Consider the following 20,556-nt stretch of genomic DNA (forward strand, 5'->3'; position numbering starts at 1 on the left):
CTTCGAAGCAATTAGATATCCTTAATTAGCTTTGAAAGCTTTTTGGCTTAAAATAGTAAGCTGTAGTTAATCATTATTTTTATTCTATCAGCTGAAATTTCTGAATTATAGATTAAGCAGGCATGAGATGCTTCCAATCAATTATGTATTTTTGCTGCAAGCTGAATAATGAAATTACTTCGACTGCTCTTATTCCCTTTTTCTGTACTCTATGCTATCGGGGTCATATTGCGCAATCTGGCCTATGATATGGGCATATTTAAGTCGCGGAAGTTTGATCTGCCTGTTATTTCAATAGGGAATTTGTCGGTTGGCGGCTCCGGTAAAAGTCCGATGGCCGAATATCTTATTCGTTTATTAAAGAATGAGTATAAAATCGCCACATTAAGCAGGGGGTATGGCCGTCAGACTTCCGGCTTTTTATACGTCAACACCGATTCTGTCAGCTCTGAATCGGGTGATGAACCTCTTCAGTTTAAGCGTAAATTCAATGATATTACTGTTGCGGTATGCGAAGACAGGGTCGCAGGAATCAGAAAGCTTGAAAAAGATCATGAACTGATCATTCTGGATGATGCCTTTCAGCATCGTGCAGTGAAGCCGGGCTTCAGTATCCTGCTTTTTGAATACAGCACTTTCTCAACTCCGCAATTACTGCTTCCTGCCGGAAATTTAAGGGAACCGCTTTGGGAATCAGCCAGAGCCGATCTGATTATTGTCAGCAAATGCCCGGTATACCCTGATTTGCATGAGCAGGAGAGAATAAAGAAAAAATTAAATCCTGGTAAGAGTCAGAAAGTATTCTTTTCTTATTTAAAATATGCTGATCTGAAGTCTTTCAATCATCAGGAAAAAAGGAAACTGAATACCATTAATTCTAAAACCGGGATCATTTTACTGACCGGAATTGCCAATCCTGACCCTATTTCAGGGGAATTGAATCAATACAAACCCTGTTTAATTCATCATCGATATCCCGACCATCATCCCTTCACTGAAAAAAATATCATTAAACTTGTACAGTCTTTTCACAATATGCCGGAAAAGGATAAGCTGATCATCACTACTGAAAAAGATGCTCAGCGTTTAAATATTAGTGGTTTAAAGGAACAGCTTTTGGGTCTTCCGTTATATATTTTGCCGGTAGAGACAGAGTTTAATGAACCTGAAAAGACAATTTTTAATCAAATAATTAAAGCATATGCTTCAGAATCTGCAGGAAACAACTGATTTTATAAGTGAGAAAACAGAGAACTTTGAGCCGGAAATCGGAATTATTCTTGGTACCGGTTTAGGAGCCCTTGTGGATGATATTGAGATCAGATATAGTCTGATGTATTCTGAAATTCCGAATTTCCCGATCTCCACGCTGGAGTTTCATTCAGGGAAACTGATTTTCGGAATACTAAGCGGTAAAAGGGTTGTGGCTATGCAGGGCCGTCTTCATTATTATGAAGGGTATGATATGAAGCAGATTACCTTTCCGGTAAGGGTTCTGAAGATGCTTGGGATTAAGAAGTTATTTGTTTCTAATGCCAGCGGAGCTTTAAATCCTGATTTCAGAAAGGGCGACCTGATGATTATTCATGATCATATCAATATGCAGAGTGATAATCCTTTAAGAGGTAAAAATTATGTAGAATTAGGCTCCCGTTTCCCGGATATGTGTGAACCATATAGTCAGGAACTTATAGCCAAAGGGCTGGAAATTGCTGAAAAGTATAATATCCGATGCCATAAAGGAGTTTATGTTTCTGTGAACGGGCCAAATCTCGAGACCAGAGCTGAATATCGTTTTCTGCGTATAATCGGAGCAGATGCCGTTGGAATGAGCACGGTTCCTGAAGTGATCGTAGCTAATCATATGTCATTGCCTGTTTTCGCTATTTCTGTACTTACTGATGAAGGTTTTCCGGATACGCTGCAGCCGGTATCGCTTGAAGAGATTCTCAAAGTTGCTGAAGAGGCAGAACCTAAGATGACCACAATTTTAAAAGATCTTATTCTGGAACTTTAATGATCAGGCTTTTTGGTATAGTATCTTTTATGCTCCTGCTTTTGTCGGGGTCAGAGCTATTTGCTCAAAGAACCATGAGGGCTGAGGGTTCCTTTGGAGGATCGGGTATGCGTGGTGCAGGAGATAACTCACAACAGGGGCAGGAAATGGGAAAAGAGGACTCTGTTGTATACTCTGCAAAGCATATTCGATATACCAATCTGGCTATGTTAAAGGAGGGTACACAAACAAAGGGTATTGACACTACTCTTGCTAATTTTCAGAATTATAGCCCTTTATATAAACCTGATCGTCCGACTATCGGATTGGGAAGTGCAGGGCTGGCGTACAGGGAACTTCTGTTCAAACCTTCAAAAACAATAGGTTTTGATGCCGGATTTCATTCTCTTGAGACTTATCGCCTGACTCAGGATTCTATGCGTTTTTATCGTACCAGAACCCCGTATACCGAACTGTATTATGTGAATGGACGCAAGGAGGAGCAGACCTTTAAAGTGATACATACTCAAAATGTAAAGCCAAACTTAAACATTGGGGCTATGTATAATCGCTTAAGTGCTGAAGGCTTTTATGTAAATCAGAAGGCCGAACACCTGAATGCAGCGCTTTTTGCATGGTATGAGAGTCCGAAGAAACGTTATAATATCGTTGGCGACGCATTATTCAACACGATAAAAGCCGGTGAAAACGGATCTACAACCAATGATACCTTGTTTAATGGCGACCCGATTGACAGGGTGGCAGTTCCGGTTCGTTTGAGTGCAACAGGCTCAGACCGGCCGATGCAAATCTGGCGTCAAACACAGTTTTTTATTAAACAGTCGTATTATATTGGTCGTAAAGACAGTTTGCCTGATGGAGAATTTGCTGAAAAGATATTGCCCACACAAAGAATTTCACATGCATTAACCTATACCCGGGATCGTTATAAGTTTTACAGAAATGAGGACGATGCCAGGGGAGCCTTTCCTATTTTGCCATCGCAGGCATTTACTTTAACAAACGATTCGACAAAAGTATCGAATCTTAGAAATGAGTTCAATTACAGTTTTTACCTGAGAGGCAAGTCACTTAGTTTTATTAAAAATGAATTGAAACTGGATCTGGGTCTTCAGAATGATCTTTATCATTATGAGCAGCTGGAATATGAGTCTGATTTTTCAAATACCAGTCTGAAGGCAGCGCTGGCTTATCGTTTCAGTGATAAGGTGAGTATTGAAGCTGATTTGAACCAAATTGCTCAGGGCAGGCATGCCGGCGACTTTCTTTATGAGGCTAATACCAGTTTCTTATTGAGTAAGTCGATTGGAAGGATCGTTCTGGGAGCTTATGTACAGAACAAATCTCCTGAACAGATGTTTGAACGGGTTAATTATCAGTACCATAGCTGGGACATGAATTTTAACCGTACCAAGTTGAGTAATCTCTCTTTTAAATATGAGAATGCAAAATATCAGCTATCAGCAAAGGCTGAATACTTTCTGATCTCTGATTATTTATATTACAAAGAAACATCCAGCGCAAAACAGATTTCGCCTGATCAGTTCGGTACTAATATTAATTTGCTGAAGCTGAGCCTTGCCAGGAATTTTAAAATGGGGAGGTTCAATCTGGATAATTATCTGGTTTATCAGAAAACAGATTTTCAGGATGTACTGAGGACTCCTGAAATTTATACCTACAACAGTTTTTACTATTCAAGCAGGTTTTTTAAAGTTCTTTCTACAAATTTCGGTTTTGATGTTCGTTTCAATACTCCCTTTAAAGCACCCGCTTATGCAATCAATGCAGGTCAGTTTTATAATGATAATGCTTCTCTTGAATATTCTGCTTATCCGGTTATTGATGTTTGGGTAAGAGCAACACTTAAAAGGGCTAATCTCTTTTTAAAATATGATTATGTCAATCAGGGTGCTTTTTCGAAAGGCTATTATACAGTGAGAAGTTACCCGATGCAGGATAAATTGATGAAGTTTGGGATAAGCTGGAAATTCTATAATTAATTGACAGTTGACAGTTGACAGTTGACAGTTGACAGTTGACAGTTGACAGTTGACAGTTGACAGTTGACAGTTGACAGTTGACAGTTGACAGTTGACAGTTGACAGTTGACAGTTGACAGTTGACAGTTGACAGTTGAACCAATAAAATTACATAAATTTTCAGGGATTTTTAGGTTTGCTCAAATTGCTTTTTGTGGTTTTTACAATACTGATAAGTAGTTTGAGTACTTCTGAACAATCATGATTGATCGTGCTATATTCATCCTGATTTATAAATCCAGTATCTTTTAAAAGACTTATCCAATATTCAGTTTCATTAGCTTCTTTCAGGGCTATATTCATTTTATGGAGAAAGTCTGCAGATGATTGGGCATGTTCGGCCTCTTTAATTTGTGCACCTATTGATGTGCCGCTTCTTAATAGTTGTTTTGAAAGAACAAATTCTTTGCGTTCCTCCGACAGCAGTTTGTAAAACCTGATTGTTTGGATTGCAAAGGCATAAGATTTTGTTGCGACGATACTCATTAGTTTAGTTGATAATTGATAGTTGACAATTGATAATTACAAAGGTTAACTTCAATATCATCTACTGAAACTCTGATCAAAATCTTTTCTTAGGTAGCCACGATTTATTTAACGGTAAATAAAAAATGTCAGCGGGATTAATTGACAATTGACAGTTGAAAATTGATAATTACAAAGATTAGTTTCAATATTAAATACTGAAACCCCAATCAAAATCTATGTTTAGGCAGCAAAGATCTATTTAACACTAAATCAGAAATAGCAGTAGAGTTTTATAACTACCACCATTCAAATTGTCAACTGTCAATTGTCAACTGTAAAATCAAGTTTTTTGTTTCTTCTTCTTTGCTGCCGGGAACAGCACATTATTAAGTATCAGCCGGTATCCCGGCGAGTTGGGATGGAGGTTGAGATCGGTAGGAGGGTCGCCAACCATATGCTGATAATCTTCAGGATCATGCCCTCCGTAGAAAGTCCATTGTCCTTTGCCCAGTTCTCCATGAATATATCGGGCTTCATCACTGGTTTTTGTTTCGCCCATCACCAGCACATTAGCCTTGATCACATTTTTTCTGAATGCAGTAGTCTGCCCCATAAATCCTTTTACCACTTTATCATGATTCTGAGTCAGCATTGCCGGTACAATATCCCATTTCGCTGAGAAATCAAAGAGTGTAAAAAAATCGTTGGTACGGTTCAGGCTTTGTGACCTGACAGAAGTTGCGTCAATATTTGAGAATTCGTTATTTGAAGGATTCTGATCCAGTTTAAAATTCTGAAAGGCAAAGGTCTGATTAAAGTCCAGCCTTGACTGTGCATTTGGGTCGGCGGAGTCTCCGTCAAATACCCTTTCAGCGATATCGGTTCCATTTGCAGCAAGGGCAATATCAATGGTTTCAGGGCCTGAGCACATGGCAAACAGAAAGCCTCCGCCACCGCAGAAATTCCTGATCGTTCTGGCAACCTCGAGCTTCATCTCCGTTACTTTTTTGAACCCATTCCTTTTGGCTGTTGCTTCCTGAAGTTTTACATCTTCAATATACCAGCCGGCATTTCTGAATGCACTCCAGAACCTGTTGTACTGTCCGGTGAAATCTTCGTGATGCAGATGCAGCCAGTCGTATTTAGGAAGTTCTCCCTTCAGTACCTCGTCATCGTACAAAATGTCGTAGGGTATTTCTGCATAGGTAAGAACCATGGTTACGGCATCATCCCAGGGCAATTTGTTTTTGGGAGAATAAACGGCAATTTTAGGTGCTTTCTCAAGCTTAACCATCTCCATATTAACCGAGGGATCAGTAATTTCATTAAGAATCAAATTTACTTTGGCATCGGCAATCACCTCATAGGAAATACCTCTGATCTTACACTCAGATTCCATGCTCTGCGTATATTTCATCAGAAAACTTCCTCCTCTGTAATTGAGCAGCCAGTCAGTCTCCAAACCATTCTTTAAGGCCCAGTAGGTGATACCATAAGCTTTTAAATGGTTTTTCTGCTCCTCATCCATGGGAATGAGGATGGATGCGGCCCTGCAAATTGCAGTTAAAAGTAAGAACAGAAGGGTGAATCTGGCTTTTAACATGTGTTTTAAAGGGGTTAAACAGTATTTAAAGGTATAAAAAGAAGAAGATATTCTAAGAATTTCAGCAATTGCCCGAAATAATTAACTTTGTCTACCAATTATAAGGGAACAGATATGAGCAAAGCAATTATAAAAACAGAGAAAGGGGACATGACCGTTCAATTTTATGATAAAGATGCACCAAATACAGTTGCAAATTTCCTGAAACTTGCTAAATCAGGTTATTATGATGGGGTAACATTTCATCGTGTGATCAATGATTTCGTAATCCAGGGCGGAGATCCAACAGGTACAGGTGCCGGTGGTCCGGGATACCGTATTAAGTGTGAGCTTGATGGTGATAATCAGTATCACGACAGGGGAGTGCTTTCAATGGCACATGCAGGAAGAGATACCGGTGGCTCTCAGTTCTTTATTTGCCATAGCCGTACTAATACTGCGCATCTTGATCGTAATCATACCTGCTTTGGTAAGGTGGTTGAGAATGTGGATGTTATTGATGATATCCGACAGGGCGATAAGATTTTGGGGATAGAAATCTTAGAAGAGAGTAATGCGTAATGAGTATTGCGAAATACGTATTTAATCCATTACAAATAAAAATAATTAATAAAGATTGATGTGTCTGAGTAAAGTACAGCGTTGTACTCAATACTCAATACTCAATACTCAATACTTAAAATATGAATTTAAGAGGACTTGTTTCTGTTTCCGGAAAGCCGGGATTGTTTAAATTAATAGGGCAAAATAAATCGGGCTTTATTCTGGAGACACTGGATGAACTGAAGAATAAAATTGTAGTTAATATCAGTACTGCAAAAATGGCTTCGTTGGAAGACATTACAGTTTTTGGCAATTCTTCTGATATTAAGTTAAGCGATATTTTCCAGAAGATGAAGGATGCAAAAAGTATTCCTGATGCTAAAACAGCTGATGGAAAGGTATTGCGATCTTTCTTTATTGAGGTTGCCCCTGATCATGATCAGGAAAGGGTATATGCTTCTGACATGAAGAAGATCATTAGCTGGTTTAACCTTATTAAGGAGCTTCCATTGTTTACAGAAGCTGCTCCTGAGCCATTAACAGAGGGTGGAGCACCTGCAATCGCAGAGCCTGTAGCTAAGAAGCCTGAGCCGATTGCAAAAGAAAAGCCAAAAGCTACAAAGGCTCCTGCCAAGAGTGCAACCCGCGTTTCTCAGAAATCAAAATAATGTCTGATGGTGTATGATAAATTTTCCGAAAATTTATCATACACCATAATTTCTGTATTATCTGAAGAAATACAGGATGGCTGCACCAATAGCCAACCCAATCAGGATGAACAGCCAGAACCTTCTGCTTTCTTTTCTCTGAATCCCTGATTTGAAGTGATAATCTCTTTTATAATCTGTCATAAGCTTGAAATTTAATCATGATGATAGGGCTCCCCTTTCAGAATGGTAAAAGCCCTGTATAGCTGTTCGGTAAAAAGCAATCGGATCATTTGATGTGAGAAGGTCATCTGAGAGAGTGATATTTTATCGTTACTTCTTGAATATACTTCATCACTAAACCCATAAGGGCCACCTACAATGAAAACGAGATGCTGCAAACCTCCAACCATTTTCTTGTTTAAAAATACTGAAAAACCTCTGGAAGAAAATTCTTTTCCATTCTCGTCCAGGAGCACTACATGGTCTGTACTTTGGATATTTTTGAATATTAATTCAGATTCCCTGATTTTTTGTTGCTCCTGCGACAGACTTTTTGTGTTTTTTAATTCCGGAAGCTCAAGTATTTTGAATGTTACGTAATGTTTCAGACGTTTCAGGTAGATGTCAATTCCTTCATTCAGGTATTTATCTTCAGTTTTTCCTATGGTTAGCAGCGTAATCTTCATTATTTTAATATAGTTACAGAACCTGATTTTTTAATCACCTGATCGTTAAAATCATAAGCATTAATTACATAATAATACGTTCCAACCGGAAGAAGCTCATTTTTATAAGTTCCTTTCCAGTGATTGAACAAATCTTCCGAGACAAAAAGCTGTATCCCATACCGGTTGAATATCTGAATTCTGTAGGATTTAATATTAGTCATGCTTACTACAAATTCATCATTCATTCCATCATTATTGGGAGTAAAGGTATTGGGTACAAACAGTATATTATTCTTACTGATCACATATTGCCCATGAACTACTGATGCACTGCATACCGAACTTTTAAAAACAGTCAGACTGACATCAAAATTACCTTCAATGGTATAGATATGTTCCGGATTCAGATCCGTGGAGGTATCGCCATCGCCAAAGTCCCATAGCCACGCATCTGCATCTTTAGATTCATTGTAGAATCTTACCCTGATAGGTGCAGATAATTTTGAAGGCAGCTTCGGTTCTGCACGGAAAGCAGCGACCGGATTTTTATAAATTGGTGGGACAATAATGCTGACTGTCTCTGTCTGGCAATTGCCCCTGCTAATCATTAATGAATAGGTTCCGGCAACAACAGTACTGTTAACCGGAATCTTTGGCTCTCTTTCGTTGGAAGTAAAATTATTGGGGCCGGTCCAGTTGTAAACAACATCGGTCTGAACCCGGGTACTTAAGCGGATGGTATCTGTGAGACAAAAATCGGGTTTATTAACAGTGATTACAGGCTTGTCAGGGCTAAGTGCAACAATAATTTCCTGACTGAAGACACTGATACAGCCTGAGCTGCCTTCTGCTTCAAGGATGATGGTTTTCTTGCCGGAGCTTGAGTAGCTTACTGTATTTGCCAGATTACCTGAGCCTGCAGGTATACTTGCCCCATCTCCGAAATTCCACCGCAGTTTCTGAAAGTCGCTGGAGGTATTGGTAAATGTAAAACTCTGCAGGCTTGTACATGCATTGTTATTCAGAATAGAAAATGAAGCTGCAGGTGTTTGACCGATAGGGGCAATGGTAACTGAGGCAGGGTTGCTCGTACAACCATTCAGACTAACAGTGACGGAATAGATACCCGCCCTGCCTGCATCATCAACCGGAACTTTAATTTCTGCTGTGCTTGAGGTAAATCCTTTTGGTCCGGTCCATGAATAGCTTGCACTGTCCACTAAATCTGCCTTCAGACTTATCATTTCACCAACACAATATCTTGATTGAAGGCCACTAATTTTTGGTGCATCAGGCTTAACGACATGCATGAAAGTCTCGGTTTGAACAATCGAGCACCCATTATTGTTTTTAATCTGTAAAACCACTGTTTTCAATCCCGTTGTGTTATAGGTCACAGTGCCTGGGTTTTGGTTATTGCTTCCGGCGATACTTGCACCTTCTCCAAAATACCATTGTAAAGTGCTGAAATCAGATGCTTCACTGCTAAATGTGTATGAAGGGTTAGAGCTACATGGATTATTATCCACTTTCTTGATTTTTGCGTAGGGGCCTTTAAATAAACCAGTTCCGGTTTTGCCGGTTTTGTCGGTAAAGGCAATTTCAAATCCATTATTTCCGGCTGAGGCATTATTTACAAGGAGTGCGTAAACGTAGCCTTTTTTCATAGTGATAAACTGAACAACACCATCCTGGCCTGTCCCACAGCCGCTTGCCTCACTTAAATCAGTTACGTTAAAGTCTAATCCTGTTTGTACATATGTTGCTTCATTTGCGCAACGTTGATTGATGCCTTCCCCGGCAGCACATCTGATCGCATTAGAGGCTAAAGGATTCTGTGTATTACCTTCAGGTCCTAATTCATATAATACCCAGTCAATATCATCCCTTTTGCTTGGAGTAATTGTAAAAACAAGTGTTCCATCATTGGCGGCTATCCATTTATACCATGCAGAATTTGTTTCTGAAAAAGCAATACCGGGTTGAACATCCAGGCAGGTTCCCTGTGCTTCGTTAGGACTTAAACCAGCCCCTGATATTTTAACCTCTCTTATTATGCTCTCTGTTGAACATATTAACGATGCTCCTGAGAAATCCTGTCCTGCTTTAATTTCAGACTGATAATTTTCTATGCAAAGTTTGAAAGTGCCTGTACTGTTATTTGCCCCGCTTATTCCAATAAAATAGGTGATGCCCGGAACTAATCCTGCACCGGTTATAATGGTTGTATTACCATCTTGTATTGTCTGTACAGTTCTTTGTGTGCCATCGCAGGCATTGTACAAACGAATTTCAGGTGATTGTAAAGTACCGCTACCCGGAGAACCGCTAACGGTCACTTTAACTTCAAAATTTCTTGCATTAAACTTAAACCATACATCATTTCCAGTTCCAATGAAAGTGGGAGTGGCGTTTATATTGCTATACTGTGCATTACCTGAACAATATTCACGGGCATCAGTAATTTCAATAGCATTAATGCAATCATCATTTGCAGGTTGTGCATAGACAATACAAACAGAAATTAACAGAAATAATATCAGAAAAAAATATTTCAATTTTATAGTACTGGCTATTACGAAAATACGAAAAAGCCCTCCACATCTATTGATGGGAGGGCTTATAAATTTTGCCATCAGGTAGGATAGCAATTAAATTATTTATTCAGTATCCCCTTTCTTACCTGGGCTTTCAATAGTTCTCCATCAGGATCCAGACTTGTTTTTAATTTTGTAAATGCCAGGGTACCTTCAGAAGTGAGGTAGCGAACTTTAGGATGCGGATCGTTCATACACCCGATGATTACCGCAGCGATATCTGAGGGCTTTTGAAATGCCTTTTCCTTAAATTCATCGGTAAAAGTGGCCCGGTATCCCATATAGGTTTCCATCAGGGGTTTATAATCATCATTGAGAATTCCACCGGTCGATTCGAAATATTCGGTCAGGCTGTTTCCAAACTCTGTTATTGTGCCTCCCGGTTCAATCAGTGAAATATTGATTCCGAAATAAGGCTCCAGGTAGGTTGCAAGACTTTCGCTCAAACCTTCGAGCGCAAATTTTGCAGCACAATAGATCTCATTTACCGGTGATCCCACGATTCCTCCAACCGAAGATACATTGATGATATGCCCGCTTTTTTGATTGCGCATATATGGCATTACCGCTTTACAGCACCGGATCGGGCCATAGAAGTTCACGTCCATCACCTGCTGAATTTCTTCCATGCTGGCCTGCTCCATCGGTTTGATGAATCCTGCTCCGGCATTATTGATCAAAACATCGATTCTGCTTTCATTTGAGATGATTTCGGAAATACAGGTATGAATGCTTTTTTCATCCTGAACATCCAGTTGCCTGATATTGAGCTTTACATTTCTCTTTTCAACCTCAGTGTCGAGCAATGACCTCTTATTCAGATCACGCATGGTTGCATAAACCTGATGCCCCTGTTCTGCAAGCTGCACAGCAGTTTCAAGTCCGATACCTGTTGATGTTCCTGTTATTAATATAACTTTTGCCATGGTAAATGATTTTAGAAAAATTAACAGAAGCAAAAAGCCAAAAGTGTTGAACTTTTGGCTTTTTGCTATATTATAAAATCGCTTATTGAATTAAGCTTTCTGATTCATTCTGATGATATTTAATGCACCACCTGCTTTGAACCACTCAATTTGCTGTTCATTGTAAGTATGGTTTACATTAAATGACTCTGATTTGCCATCAGCGTGATTCAATACAATTGTTAGTTGCTTACCCGGTGCAAAATCATTTAAGCCGGTGATGTCGATTACATCATCCTCAAGGATGCGGTCATAATCATTTGCATCAGCAAATGTCAATGCAAGCATACCTTGTTTCTTAAGATTTGTTTCGTGGATACGGGCAAAAGATTTAACAAGAATTGCACGAACACCAAGGTGTCTTGGCTCCATTGCTGCGTGTTCACGTGAAGAACCTTCACCGTAGTTTTCATCACCAACAACGATACTTCCAATGCCTGCGGCTTTGTAAGCACGGGCTGTAGCAGGTACTGCTCCATATTCTCCGTTAAGCTGGTTCTTAACGGTATCAGCTTTATCATTGAAGAAGTTGGTAGCACCGATAAGCATATTGTTGGAAATGTTATCCAGGTGACCTCTGAATTTTAACCATGGGCCAGCCATAGAGATATGGTCAGTAGTACATTTTCCTTTTGCTTTGATCAGAAGTTTTAATCCTTTAACATCAGTACCTTCCCAAGCTTTGAACGGATCAAGTAATTGTAAACGTGCAGATGCAGGATCGACAATGACACTTACTTTGCTTCCATCTTCTGCAGGAGCCTGATATCCGGCATCTTCAACTGCAAAGCCTTTTAACGGCATTTCAAGTCCCTGTGGTTCATCAAGCTTAACCTGCTCGCCTGCCGAGTTGGTCAGGGTATCAGTCATTGGATTGAAAGCAAGATCACCGGCTATAGTTAATGCAGTAACGATCTCAGGAGATGCTACGAATGCATGAGTATTCGGGTTTCCGTCGTTACGGGCTTTGAAGTTTCTGTTGAATGAAGTAATGATTGAGTTTTTACGGGTAGGATCATCGCTATGACGAGCCCACTGCCCGATACATGGTCCGCATGCATTTGCAAGAACCACACCACCCATTTTTTCAAAAGTATCCAGGTAACCATCACGCTCTACGGTATAACGAACTAATTCAGATCCCGGAGTGATAGTAAATTCAGCTTTAGCAACAAGGTTTTTATCTACCGCCTGTTTTGCAAGAGAAGCTGCTCTTGAAATATCCTCGTAAGAAGAGTTGGTACAAGAACCGATCAGACCAACCTCCAGTGTCTGAGGCCATCCGTTTTCTTTAACAGCAGCAGCAAATTTAGAGATAGGCCATGCCATATCCGGAGTGAATGGTCCGTTTACATGTGGCTCTAACGAAGAAAGATCAATCTCGATAACCTGATCGAAATATTTCTCAGGATTAGCATAAACTTCATCATCGCCGGTTAAGTGTTCTTTAACCTGATCAGCAAGTTTTGCGATCTCTTCTCTTTCAGTACCTTTTAAGTAAGTAGCAATTTTATCATCGTAACCGAATACTGAAGTGGTAGCACCAATTTCAGCACCCATATTACAGATTGTACCTTTTCCTGTTGCAGAAAGTGATCTTGCACCTTCGCCGAAGTATTCAACGATTGCACCTGTACCACCTTTTACAGTAAGGATTCCGGCTACTTTAAGAATCACGTCTTTTGCAGAAGCCCAGCCTGAAAGTTTACCGGTTAATTTTACTCCGATAAGTTTAGGGAATTTTAACTCCCATGCCAAACCTGCCATTACATCACATGCATCAGCACCACCAACACCAATTGCGATCATACCCAAACCACCTGCATTTGGTGTATGAGAGTCAGTACCGATCATCATTCCACCAGGGAATGCATAATTTTCTAAAACTACCTGGTGAATAATACCTGCACCCGGTTTCCAGAAACCAATTCCGTATTTGTTTGAAACTGAAGCAAGGAAGTCATAAACCTCTTTGTTTTGAGTATTGGCAGTTGCCAAATCCTGATCAGCTCCGATTTTTGCCTGAATAAGGTGATCGCAGTGTACAGTAGACGGAACAGCAACAGTTGGTCTTCCTGCCTGCATAAATTGCAAAAGTGCCATTTGCGCAGTAGCATCCTGCATCGCAACGCGGTCAGGAGCAAAATCAACATAAGTTACTCCGCGTTCATGCGCTTCTGTAGCATTACCTTCCCATAAGTGGGCGTATAAAATTTTCTCTGTTAATGTAAGTGGCTTACCAACAACTTTACGTGCAGCCGCAATACGCGGACCGTAGTTGTTATAAACCTTTTTGATCATGTCTAAATCAAATGCCATGTTATTTGCTTGATTTTAATTTATTTCCAATTATAACTGACAGCGAAGTTACATAAAACGACCTTAAAAATGAATAGGAGAGGACAAGGAAATCAGAAAAAATGTACATTATAAGTAAAATAATACAAAGCCTCCGCATTTTTTAACCGAAGGCTTTGATAGTATATAATGGAAATGTGTAATTAATGGATCTCTTTGAGTACTTTATTTTTGTTTGAAAAGTTCTGAACTCTGGTGTAATTCACATCTCAGGTAAGCGTGAGGACTTTTTTCTCATGCTTCTTACTCCGCAATATTTTACCTGAGAGAGGATAACTGCCGGCATAGCTGCCTATCTGATCCTTATAATTTATACACTGAGATGGCAACATATTCAATCAGGTTTTTACTTCATGTACCCTGCTTATCTGATTGGTTTAAAGATTCTGAATTACTCTGCTGAGTTTTTCTCTGACAGAGGTAGCAACAGAACCTAAAGTATCGTTTTTGATAGCCATCATAGATGCCACAGGGTCAACAGCTGTTACTTCAATTTGTCCTCCTTCATGCTCCTGTACAATCACATTGCATGGAAGCATGGTGCCGATTTTATCTTCAGCTTTGATTGCCTCAAATGCAAAATTAGGATTGCAGGCACCCAGAATGCGGTATTTACGAAAATCAATATCCAGTTTCTTTTTGAAGGTTTCCTTAACATCAATTTCAGTTAGTATTCCAAATCCTTCTTTTTTTAATTCTTCGCTTACTCTTGCTATTGCAGTATCGAAATCTGTATTTAATGTTTTTGAAAAAAAGTAGCTCATGATTTTGTTTTTTAGGTTTTATTGATACTCAAATATCCTTATTTTTTCATCTTTTTGACTGTTACTTCTGTTACAATTTTCATTCAATTAAATAAGATTGCGTCTTCCTTAAATCAAATAATTAAGACTGGCAGCAAATAGATTTTAAATAAAAATCTATTTATCTTTTTTGCAATGAGAATAAAATGTATCCAAAGCTCTGGTTTAGTGCTGCTTATGCTATTGCGGGTCAGCAATCTACCCTGGTAATAATAAATCCGGTACGTTCAGTTAATACATGGGATACAGGTTTGCAGTAGCAGGGGGTAAAGATCAGCTGCGAAGAACATTTAATTCAATTTCCTTCGTAGATCACACCTGAAGTAGGAGTTTCCTTTAATTCGATTCGCTTCAAACCGGGGATAAGGGGTTTAATTTTTTCCCATAACCATACAGATAAAATTTCGCTGGTCGGGTTTTCAAGCCCCTGAATATTGTTCAGAACCTGATGATCCAGTATGTCAATAACCGGTTTGATGTGCATTTTGAGATCGGCGTAATCAATGATCCAACCGCTCTTCTCATCCGGTTTGCCCTCAACGAAAACGCTAAGAGCATAGGTGTGTCCGTGCATGTTTCCGCATTTATGCCCCACCGGAACATTAGGGAGGAAATGTGCAGAATCAAATGTGAATTGCTTGTATATTATCATGGGGCAAAATTAGATTTTGCCCTACATGATAAAAATGATCCTTATCAGTTTTAAAGATTATTTTCTATCAGAATACTGAGTGCAGTACCTCCGAATCCGGCGGCATTGATCAGTATTTTCCGGAGCTTTCTGTTTTGCTTTTGCTCAGGGAGATATGGAGCCTGAATGAAATGATCGTGTTTCAGCATGAGTAGTGCCATTTCAAGACTCAACGCTCCTGATGCCCCGAAGGTATGTCCGATTTTCCATTTGTTACCGGTTAGCAGAGGTTTGTTCTGACCAAATACAGACTCAAGAGCCTTCATTTCGGAATTATCTCCCAAAATAGTTCCCGGAGAGTGCATGATTATAACATCGATACTTTCTGGTTCATGCCCTTCCATTGCCATTTTCATTGATTTTTGAAGGCATTGAGCATCTGCTGATAATGATGCGCCATGACTGATTATTTCTGTTCCATAGCCTATTCCGCTAATATATGCGAGTGCATTTTTAGAGGATAATTCCAGACAAAAGCAGGCTGCTCCTTCACCCAGTATCAGGGTATTCTGTTCTTTTGTAAGATCCATACTTCGGCATGGATAATCATTATTCAGGCCTGAATAAATTTTCAGGGCCTTCATTTGAGCAATAGTAAAACTGGTTAGCGGTGCCTCACTTCCTCCGGCAAGAAAACTTTTGCTAAAACCAGATTGGAGCCAGGCAGCTGCATTGGCAATTGATTGTAGTGCAGTTGAGCAGGTGGCAGAATGTGAAATAGAAGGCCCGCTATTGTTCAGATCGCAGGCAACCCAGCTGGCAATATTACCCAAAGTAGTACCCGGCGATGTTAATGGGTTAACTTTCTGGCTGCCATTCTCAATAAATTCTCTGTGATATTTTTCGAATGTTTCAGTAGCTCCTCTGGAAGAGCCGATATTGATCCCAAATTCTTCATTTTTATTCCAGCCGGCATTTTCTACTGCAATTCTGGATGCTGCAAGAGCATAATGAACACTGGGATCCAGAGACTGATATTTTTTATCCCTTTTAAGTCCGAAAATTATTTCATTCCCCTCCGGAGTTAAAGCTGCAACCCAGTCTTCCGATACGTCAAACTGCTTTTTCATAAAGCAGTGCTGATTATCCAGATACCTGTTCCAGATATGTTCACTGTTTACGCCCAAAGCTGATATACTTCCGTATCCGCTGATTGCAATTTTTAGATTCTTCATTAAAACAGAAGCCTTTTATATGTTCAATTTTTCAGGTAGCTTAATCAGAATATCAGAACTAGTACCTTGTTGCATCCCTTTCCCAGTGTAATTTTTTCCCGAAGAAATTCGTGTTATCTGACATTTTAACTTTTAACAGCTCAATACACCACACTTTACCGGGTTTTGCCAGAGCAAGCGGAAATACCTTATGATAGAATACTTCAGGATTGATTTGCATTAAATAAGGCTCATTCAGAACCCGTCCTGTTAATTGTATTCCCTTTAATGCTAAAAAATCATGCTTTTCAGGCAAGATACTTCCTGCGATGTTTGAGTTTTCTGTAAGAAGCTTCGAATGTAGCGATGAAATTGAAGATTTGAAAAATAAGAGCTGGTTTTTTTCATCAAAAGCATAGAAGCAGTGGAAACAATAAGGTTTGTTTTCCGCATCGATACATGAAATACTTGCTATTCGGTTAGCTTTGATGAAATCTTTAATTCCTTTTTCCATTTAAGTCTTATTTTATAAATTCCTGCTAAATCTGACAGGCTATCAGATTATCTTTTTAAAACTTCATGGATAGCATCATATAAATGTTTCTTCCCGGACGAAGCATTTTACCCCAGTCGAGGTGCTCGTAATAAGCTTTGTCCAACAGGTTTTCGGCACCGGCGGATAATTCCAGTTTGTAAGTTTTTAATTGAAAGGTATAATTCGCCCTCAGGTTAATGATTGAAAACCCCTGACTGCTTTTTTCTCCGAACTCCTGACTTATCCTGTTTTGCCCGCTGCTTAATTCATTTTCAGCCTGAATAAATAAATTATTATGATTAAATCTCAGGCTGCTGACGGATTTGAATGGGGCAATCAGTGGCAGAGGATTTCCATTATTGTCTTTGCCATATAATAATTTCAGAGTGTTGTTAAAGCTAAAGTGCCTGTTGGCAAATTGATAGTTCATACTGCTTTCGGCACCGCTGACTCTGGCTGAAGGGATATTGAAATATGACCTCACTCCTGATGCTCCGATTGTCATTACGCTCAGACCACTCTGTGTTTTTCCTAAAATATAATGCTGCAGATAACTTGTAAACCCGCTAATTTTAACTGAAAGATCACTGCCGGAATAGATCAGATTTAACTCTGCATTCAATGCCTGTTCGTTCTTCAGGTCAGGATTTCCGATATAATCATGATTATCCATCCGGTTGAAAAGGTAAAAGCCAAACCGTTCGGAAGTAGTGGGATTCCGTTCGCTGTAACCGGCGCTGGCATAAAGGGAAAATTCTGAATTCAGATAGTGCGTGTACCCGGTGCTGAAGTTTTTCAGGATGCCCGTTTTTACTTTGGCAACATCATAACCCAGAACTGCAAACTGATCCTGTCCCATTTTGTCAGAAACCTTTGAGAAAGCGGCGTCTATACGTAATTTCAGATCTATTCTGCTTTTATCGTTCAGACTGATCTGGTCCTGAGCAAATAAACCGGATACCGTTTGATGATTTACCGGCCAGGTAAGCATATACATAGGTGCACTGTTTGCCGGATACATGGTCATATCTGCTTTTACCCTGTTGTGATAGCTATCCAGTTTCAGATTAAATGTATGTTTCCCAGCACTTTTTAGCTGTGTTTGGACAAAAGCACCCTGGGTATCGCTCCATCCCGGCATATCCATATGTATTGGTACTACCGGTCTTTTGGTATCGTCCATTGCATGCCGGATACTGTTTGCATAAACTTTGGCTTCCAGTTCACTGATTATTCCGTTTTGCGGATTATTTTTAAAACTGAGAGCAGCAACTCTTGCCTTGGCATAAGCTACGTCCATAGGCAGCGCAGGGTATCCGATATTCCATCCTTCATCAATCAGGACATCGGCTTTTAATGTGCTTGTTTTGCTGAGCTGGTATTTCCCTGAAATATTGGCATTGGCCTTTTCATACTTTGAAAAATCCACTTTTTGATCCATGCCATTACGGTAATTCCCCGCTTTTCTGTAAACCCCGCTAATACGCATTGCCCATTTAGCTGAACTATAATCCATAGCAAGGATGTTCTGAACCGCTGAAGCTGCAGAATAGTAACCTGAAGCAATTGTGCCTGACAGTTTTTGCCCTGAATTAATCATGGCCTCAGCCAATTTCAGGTTCAGCGTTCCTCCAACTGAGGACCCCATCGCCATTCCGTCGCCTGAATATTTTATATCAATACTTTTCAGGTTAACAGGTTCAGTATAAATGGTCACAGGATCCATTTTATCAGTACAGGCGCCAAAAAATTTCATTCCGTCGATCACCACATTTACCTGCCCTGCACTGAAAGCACGAAGGCTTGGTTCCATTCCGATCGGCCCCCGGCGGATGAGGCTTACGCCTTCAATTCTGGAAAGAATATCTTCAGTACTTGAGAGGCTTGATGACTGATAAAATGCTGATCCGGGATGCTTGCTTTGTGTATATCCCTGAATCTGAATTTCTTTCAGAACAAGGTGTTTGAATACAGTGTCCTGCGTAGTCTGAGAAAATGCTGAGAAGCCGCCTGTAAGAGGCAGGCTGCTCAGCATCAAGAGAATTTTGAATGAGGGTTTCATGTCAATCAGAATAACAGGTCAAAGAAAGTTTTAGTACTTAAACCGTCTTTATTGAGATCCAGATTGATTCTCCAGTCGCCGGTCATGGTAAAGTTCACTTTCCCTTTATAATGCCCGTTTTTGGTAAGAACCGGGTTTATATTGTTTGGTGATCCGTGTCCCATGCTGGGCATTTCAGGAGTCATGCTGATGCTGTAACTGTCTTCTGCAGGGAAAGTCATCATATCCTGCTTTCTGAATATTGCAAGCTCAAAATCATTCACCCCAACTTTTGGACTCAGGGGAGATACATAGGCAACAATTATTTTTGACCCATTGGCTGTAGTAATATTTTTTACACGCTCTGGTTGTGATTGCTTTACCTGAATTGGCATCTCTGCTTTTCCGAATTTAGTCTGGCCTTCTTTTTTGACCATGACTGTCATTTTCCATTTTCCGCTTTCGCCGGTGCTTGGCATAGTAAATACTGTTGCACACTGGAATAATGAATTGTCGGCATCAAGACTAAGGGGATTTTCAAACGGGGCAGAATGGCTTATTTTCATTCCATTCATATCCATCTCCATCATCGGCATGATTTGTACAGTAGATCTGCTGATAGATTTTCCTGAGGCTGAGTCATACAGTGCAACAAATAAATTCTGGTATCCTGTGCTTAATTCAGATTTTGACCATAATTCGACCCTGGCCGATGAACCTATGGCATAAGCCTCAGAAATCTTAAGTAAAGATGTTTTAGGATCAGTAATTTCAACTAAGGTGTCTTTTTCGCAGGAGGTAAAAAGTGTAATTGCAGTTGCAGCTGCCAGTAATATCTTTTTCATAATTTTAACAATAAGTAAATCTCTTTCAGGTACAGATGTGCACGGGCATTCCCCATGGTTTACATCATATAACCTGTTGGCATTTCAGAGGCAGTAATTGCCTGAATAAAAAATCTGTTGAATCTTTACCCGCTTGGGTATGAGAAAGATTTAAGCCAGTGGGGGATGGAATATTTTATTGTGAATATTATGAGAATAAAGATCTTTCAGAATAAAAGGCAGGCTTTTTATGTCTATACATTCAATATTGAAAGTGAGCGTAGAGTTTGGAATAAAAGCCGGGAATTCGATCTGTTTGAAAATTTCATTAGTCTTTTTTTCAGCTTCATCAGCTTGAGCCATCTTCTTCTTTAAAAAACACTTACCCTTACATTTCAATTCAGGTTTGTCTTTGTTCTCGCAAAGCTCTTTGACGATGTATTCAATGTTTACAGAATAATAGGTTAAAAGCCCTAATTTAACCAGACACTGAAAACTCAGTGCCAGGATCAAAGTAAGACTTATAAATCTGTTTATCATCTATTGTATTCTGTTTACAGGTGTAAATTTATAAAAGACAGAACTGTCCGAAAATGA

The 20,556-nt window shown here is 39.6% G+C and carries 19 protein-coding genes; 5 read left to right on the forward strand and 14 right to left on the reverse strand.

Translation table 11 applies throughout. The features are described 5' to 3' along the window. The first annotated feature begins 168 nt into the window (after positions 1-168). From lpxK to P2W72_RS00285, 3 genes are read left to right on the forward strand one after another with little or no spacing between them, the layout of a single operon-like run. A complete protein-coding gene (gene lpxK, locus P2W72_RS00275; RefSeq protein WP_276358827.1) occupies positions 169-1,230 on the forward strand; it encodes a tetraacyldisaccharide 4'-kinase in 1,062 nt (353 codons plus the stop codon). Beyond that, a complete protein-coding gene (locus tag P2W72_RS00280; protein ID WP_276358828.1) occupies positions 1,202-2,017 on the forward strand; it encodes a purine-nucleoside phosphorylase in 816 nt (271 codons plus the stop codon). Before lpxK ends, P2W72_RS00280 begins: the two co-directional genes overlap by 29 nt. Continuing rightward, complete coding sequence (locus P2W72_RS00285; RefSeq protein ID WP_276358830.1) at positions 2,017-4,020, forward strand: putative porin; 2,004 nt, start codon at positions 2,017-2,019, stop codon at positions 4,018-4,020. Before P2W72_RS00280 ends, P2W72_RS00285 begins: the two co-directional genes overlap by 1 nt. 159 nt (positions 4,021-4,179) lie before the next feature. On the opposite strand, the gene P2W72_RS00290 is transcribed toward P2W72_RS00285, so the two are convergent. Then, on the reverse strand, positions 4,180-4,545 hold the full coding sequence (locus tag P2W72_RS00290; protein WP_276358833.1) for a four helix bundle protein: 366 nt from the start codon (positions 4,543-4,545) through the stop codon (positions 4,180-4,182). A 322-nt stretch (positions 4,546-4,867) separates the two neighbouring features. Further along, a complete protein-coding gene (locus P2W72_RS00295) occupies positions 4,868-6,055 on the reverse strand; it encodes an asparagine synthetase B (RefSeq protein ID WP_276358965.1) in 1,188 nt (395 codons plus the stop codon). A gap of 189 nt (positions 6,056-6,244) precedes the next feature. Between P2W72_RS00295 and P2W72_RS00300 the strand changes: the two genes are divergently transcribed. After that, positions 6,245-6,691, forward strand: a complete 447-nt coding sequence (locus P2W72_RS00300; RefSeq protein WP_276358835.1) for a peptidylprolyl isomerase — start codon at positions 6,245-6,247, stop codon at positions 6,689-6,691. A gap of 122 nt (positions 6,692-6,813) precedes the next feature. Next, entirely contained in the window at positions 6,814-7,341 is a 528-nt protein-coding gene (locus tag P2W72_RS00305; protein ID WP_276358838.1) for a DUF5606 domain-containing protein, read from the forward strand. 57 nt (positions 7,342-7,398) lie between these two features. On the opposite strand, the gene P2W72_RS00310 is transcribed toward P2W72_RS00305, so the two are convergent. From P2W72_RS00310 to P2W72_RS00365, 12 genes are all read right to left on the reverse strand, one after another. Continuing rightward, a complete protein-coding gene (locus tag P2W72_RS00310) occupies positions 7,399-7,524 on the reverse strand; it encodes a hypothetical protein (RefSeq protein ID WP_276358839.1) in 126 nt (41 codons plus the stop codon). Between the two features lie 11 nt (positions 7,525-7,535). Then, complete coding sequence (gene rlmH, locus P2W72_RS00315; protein WP_276358840.1) at positions 7,536-8,009, reverse strand: 23S rRNA (pseudouridine(1915)-N(3))-methyltransferase RlmH; 474 nt, start codon at positions 8,007-8,009, stop codon at positions 7,536-7,538. Beyond that, a complete protein-coding gene (locus tag P2W72_RS00320) occupies positions 8,009-10,549 on the reverse strand; it encodes a PKD domain-containing protein (RefSeq protein WP_276358841.1) in 2,541 nt (846 codons plus the stop codon). The genes rlmH and P2W72_RS00320 overlap by 1 nt, the downstream gene beginning before the upstream one ends. Before the next feature lie 98 nt (positions 10,550-10,647). Next, positions 10,648-11,514 carry an SDR family oxidoreductase gene (locus P2W72_RS00325; protein WP_276358842.1) on the reverse strand — a complete coding sequence of 289 codons (867 nt, stop codon included), beginning with the start codon at positions 11,512-11,514 and terminating at the stop codon, positions 10,648-10,650. Positions 11,515-11,604: 90 nt separating this feature from the next. Continuing rightward, positions 11,605-13,872, reverse strand: coding sequence for an aconitate hydratase (locus P2W72_RS00330; RefSeq protein WP_276358843.1), 2,268 nt, complete (start codon positions 13,870-13,872; stop codon positions 11,605-11,607). A 416-nt stretch (positions 13,873-14,288) separates the two neighbouring features. Further along, positions 14,289-14,675, reverse strand: coding sequence for a DUF302 domain-containing protein (locus tag P2W72_RS00335; protein WP_276358844.1), 387 nt, complete (start codon positions 14,673-14,675; stop codon positions 14,289-14,291). A 334-nt stretch (positions 14,676-15,009) separates the two neighbouring features. Then, positions 15,010-15,366, reverse strand: a complete 357-nt coding sequence (queD, locus tag P2W72_RS00340) for a 6-carboxytetrahydropterin synthase QueD (protein WP_276358845.1) — start codon at positions 15,364-15,366, stop codon at positions 15,010-15,012. 50 nt (positions 15,367-15,416) lie between these two features. Next, positions 15,417-16,580, reverse strand: coding sequence for a beta-ketoacyl synthase N-terminal-like domain-containing protein (locus P2W72_RS00345; protein WP_276358846.1), 1,164 nt, complete (start codon positions 16,578-16,580; stop codon positions 15,417-15,419). A 58-nt stretch (positions 16,581-16,638) separates the two neighbouring features. After that, entirely contained in the window at positions 16,639-17,073 is a 435-nt protein-coding gene (locus P2W72_RS00350; RefSeq protein ID WP_276358847.1) for a pyridoxamine 5'-phosphate oxidase family protein, read from the reverse strand. 55 nt (positions 17,074-17,128) lie between these two features. Then, entirely contained in the window at positions 17,129-19,129 is a 2,001-nt protein-coding gene (locus tag P2W72_RS00355; RefSeq protein WP_276358848.1) for a TonB-dependent receptor, read from the reverse strand. A 32-nt stretch (positions 19,130-19,161) separates the two neighbouring features. Continuing rightward, entirely contained in the window at positions 19,162-19,980 is an 819-nt protein-coding gene (locus tag P2W72_RS00360; RefSeq protein ID WP_276358849.1) for a FixH family protein, read from the reverse strand. Positions 19,981-20,130: 150 nt separating this feature from the next. Beyond that, positions 20,131-20,499, reverse strand: coding sequence for a hypothetical protein (locus tag P2W72_RS00365; RefSeq protein ID WP_276358850.1), 369 nt, complete (start codon positions 20,497-20,499; stop codon positions 20,131-20,133). Positions 20,500-20,556 lie beyond the last annotated feature (57 nt).

This window comes from Daejeonella sp. H1SJ63 (assembly GCF_029360775.1).
Classification (GTDB): domain Bacteria; phylum Bacteroidota; class Bacteroidia; order Sphingobacteriales; family Sphingobacteriaceae; genus Daejeonella.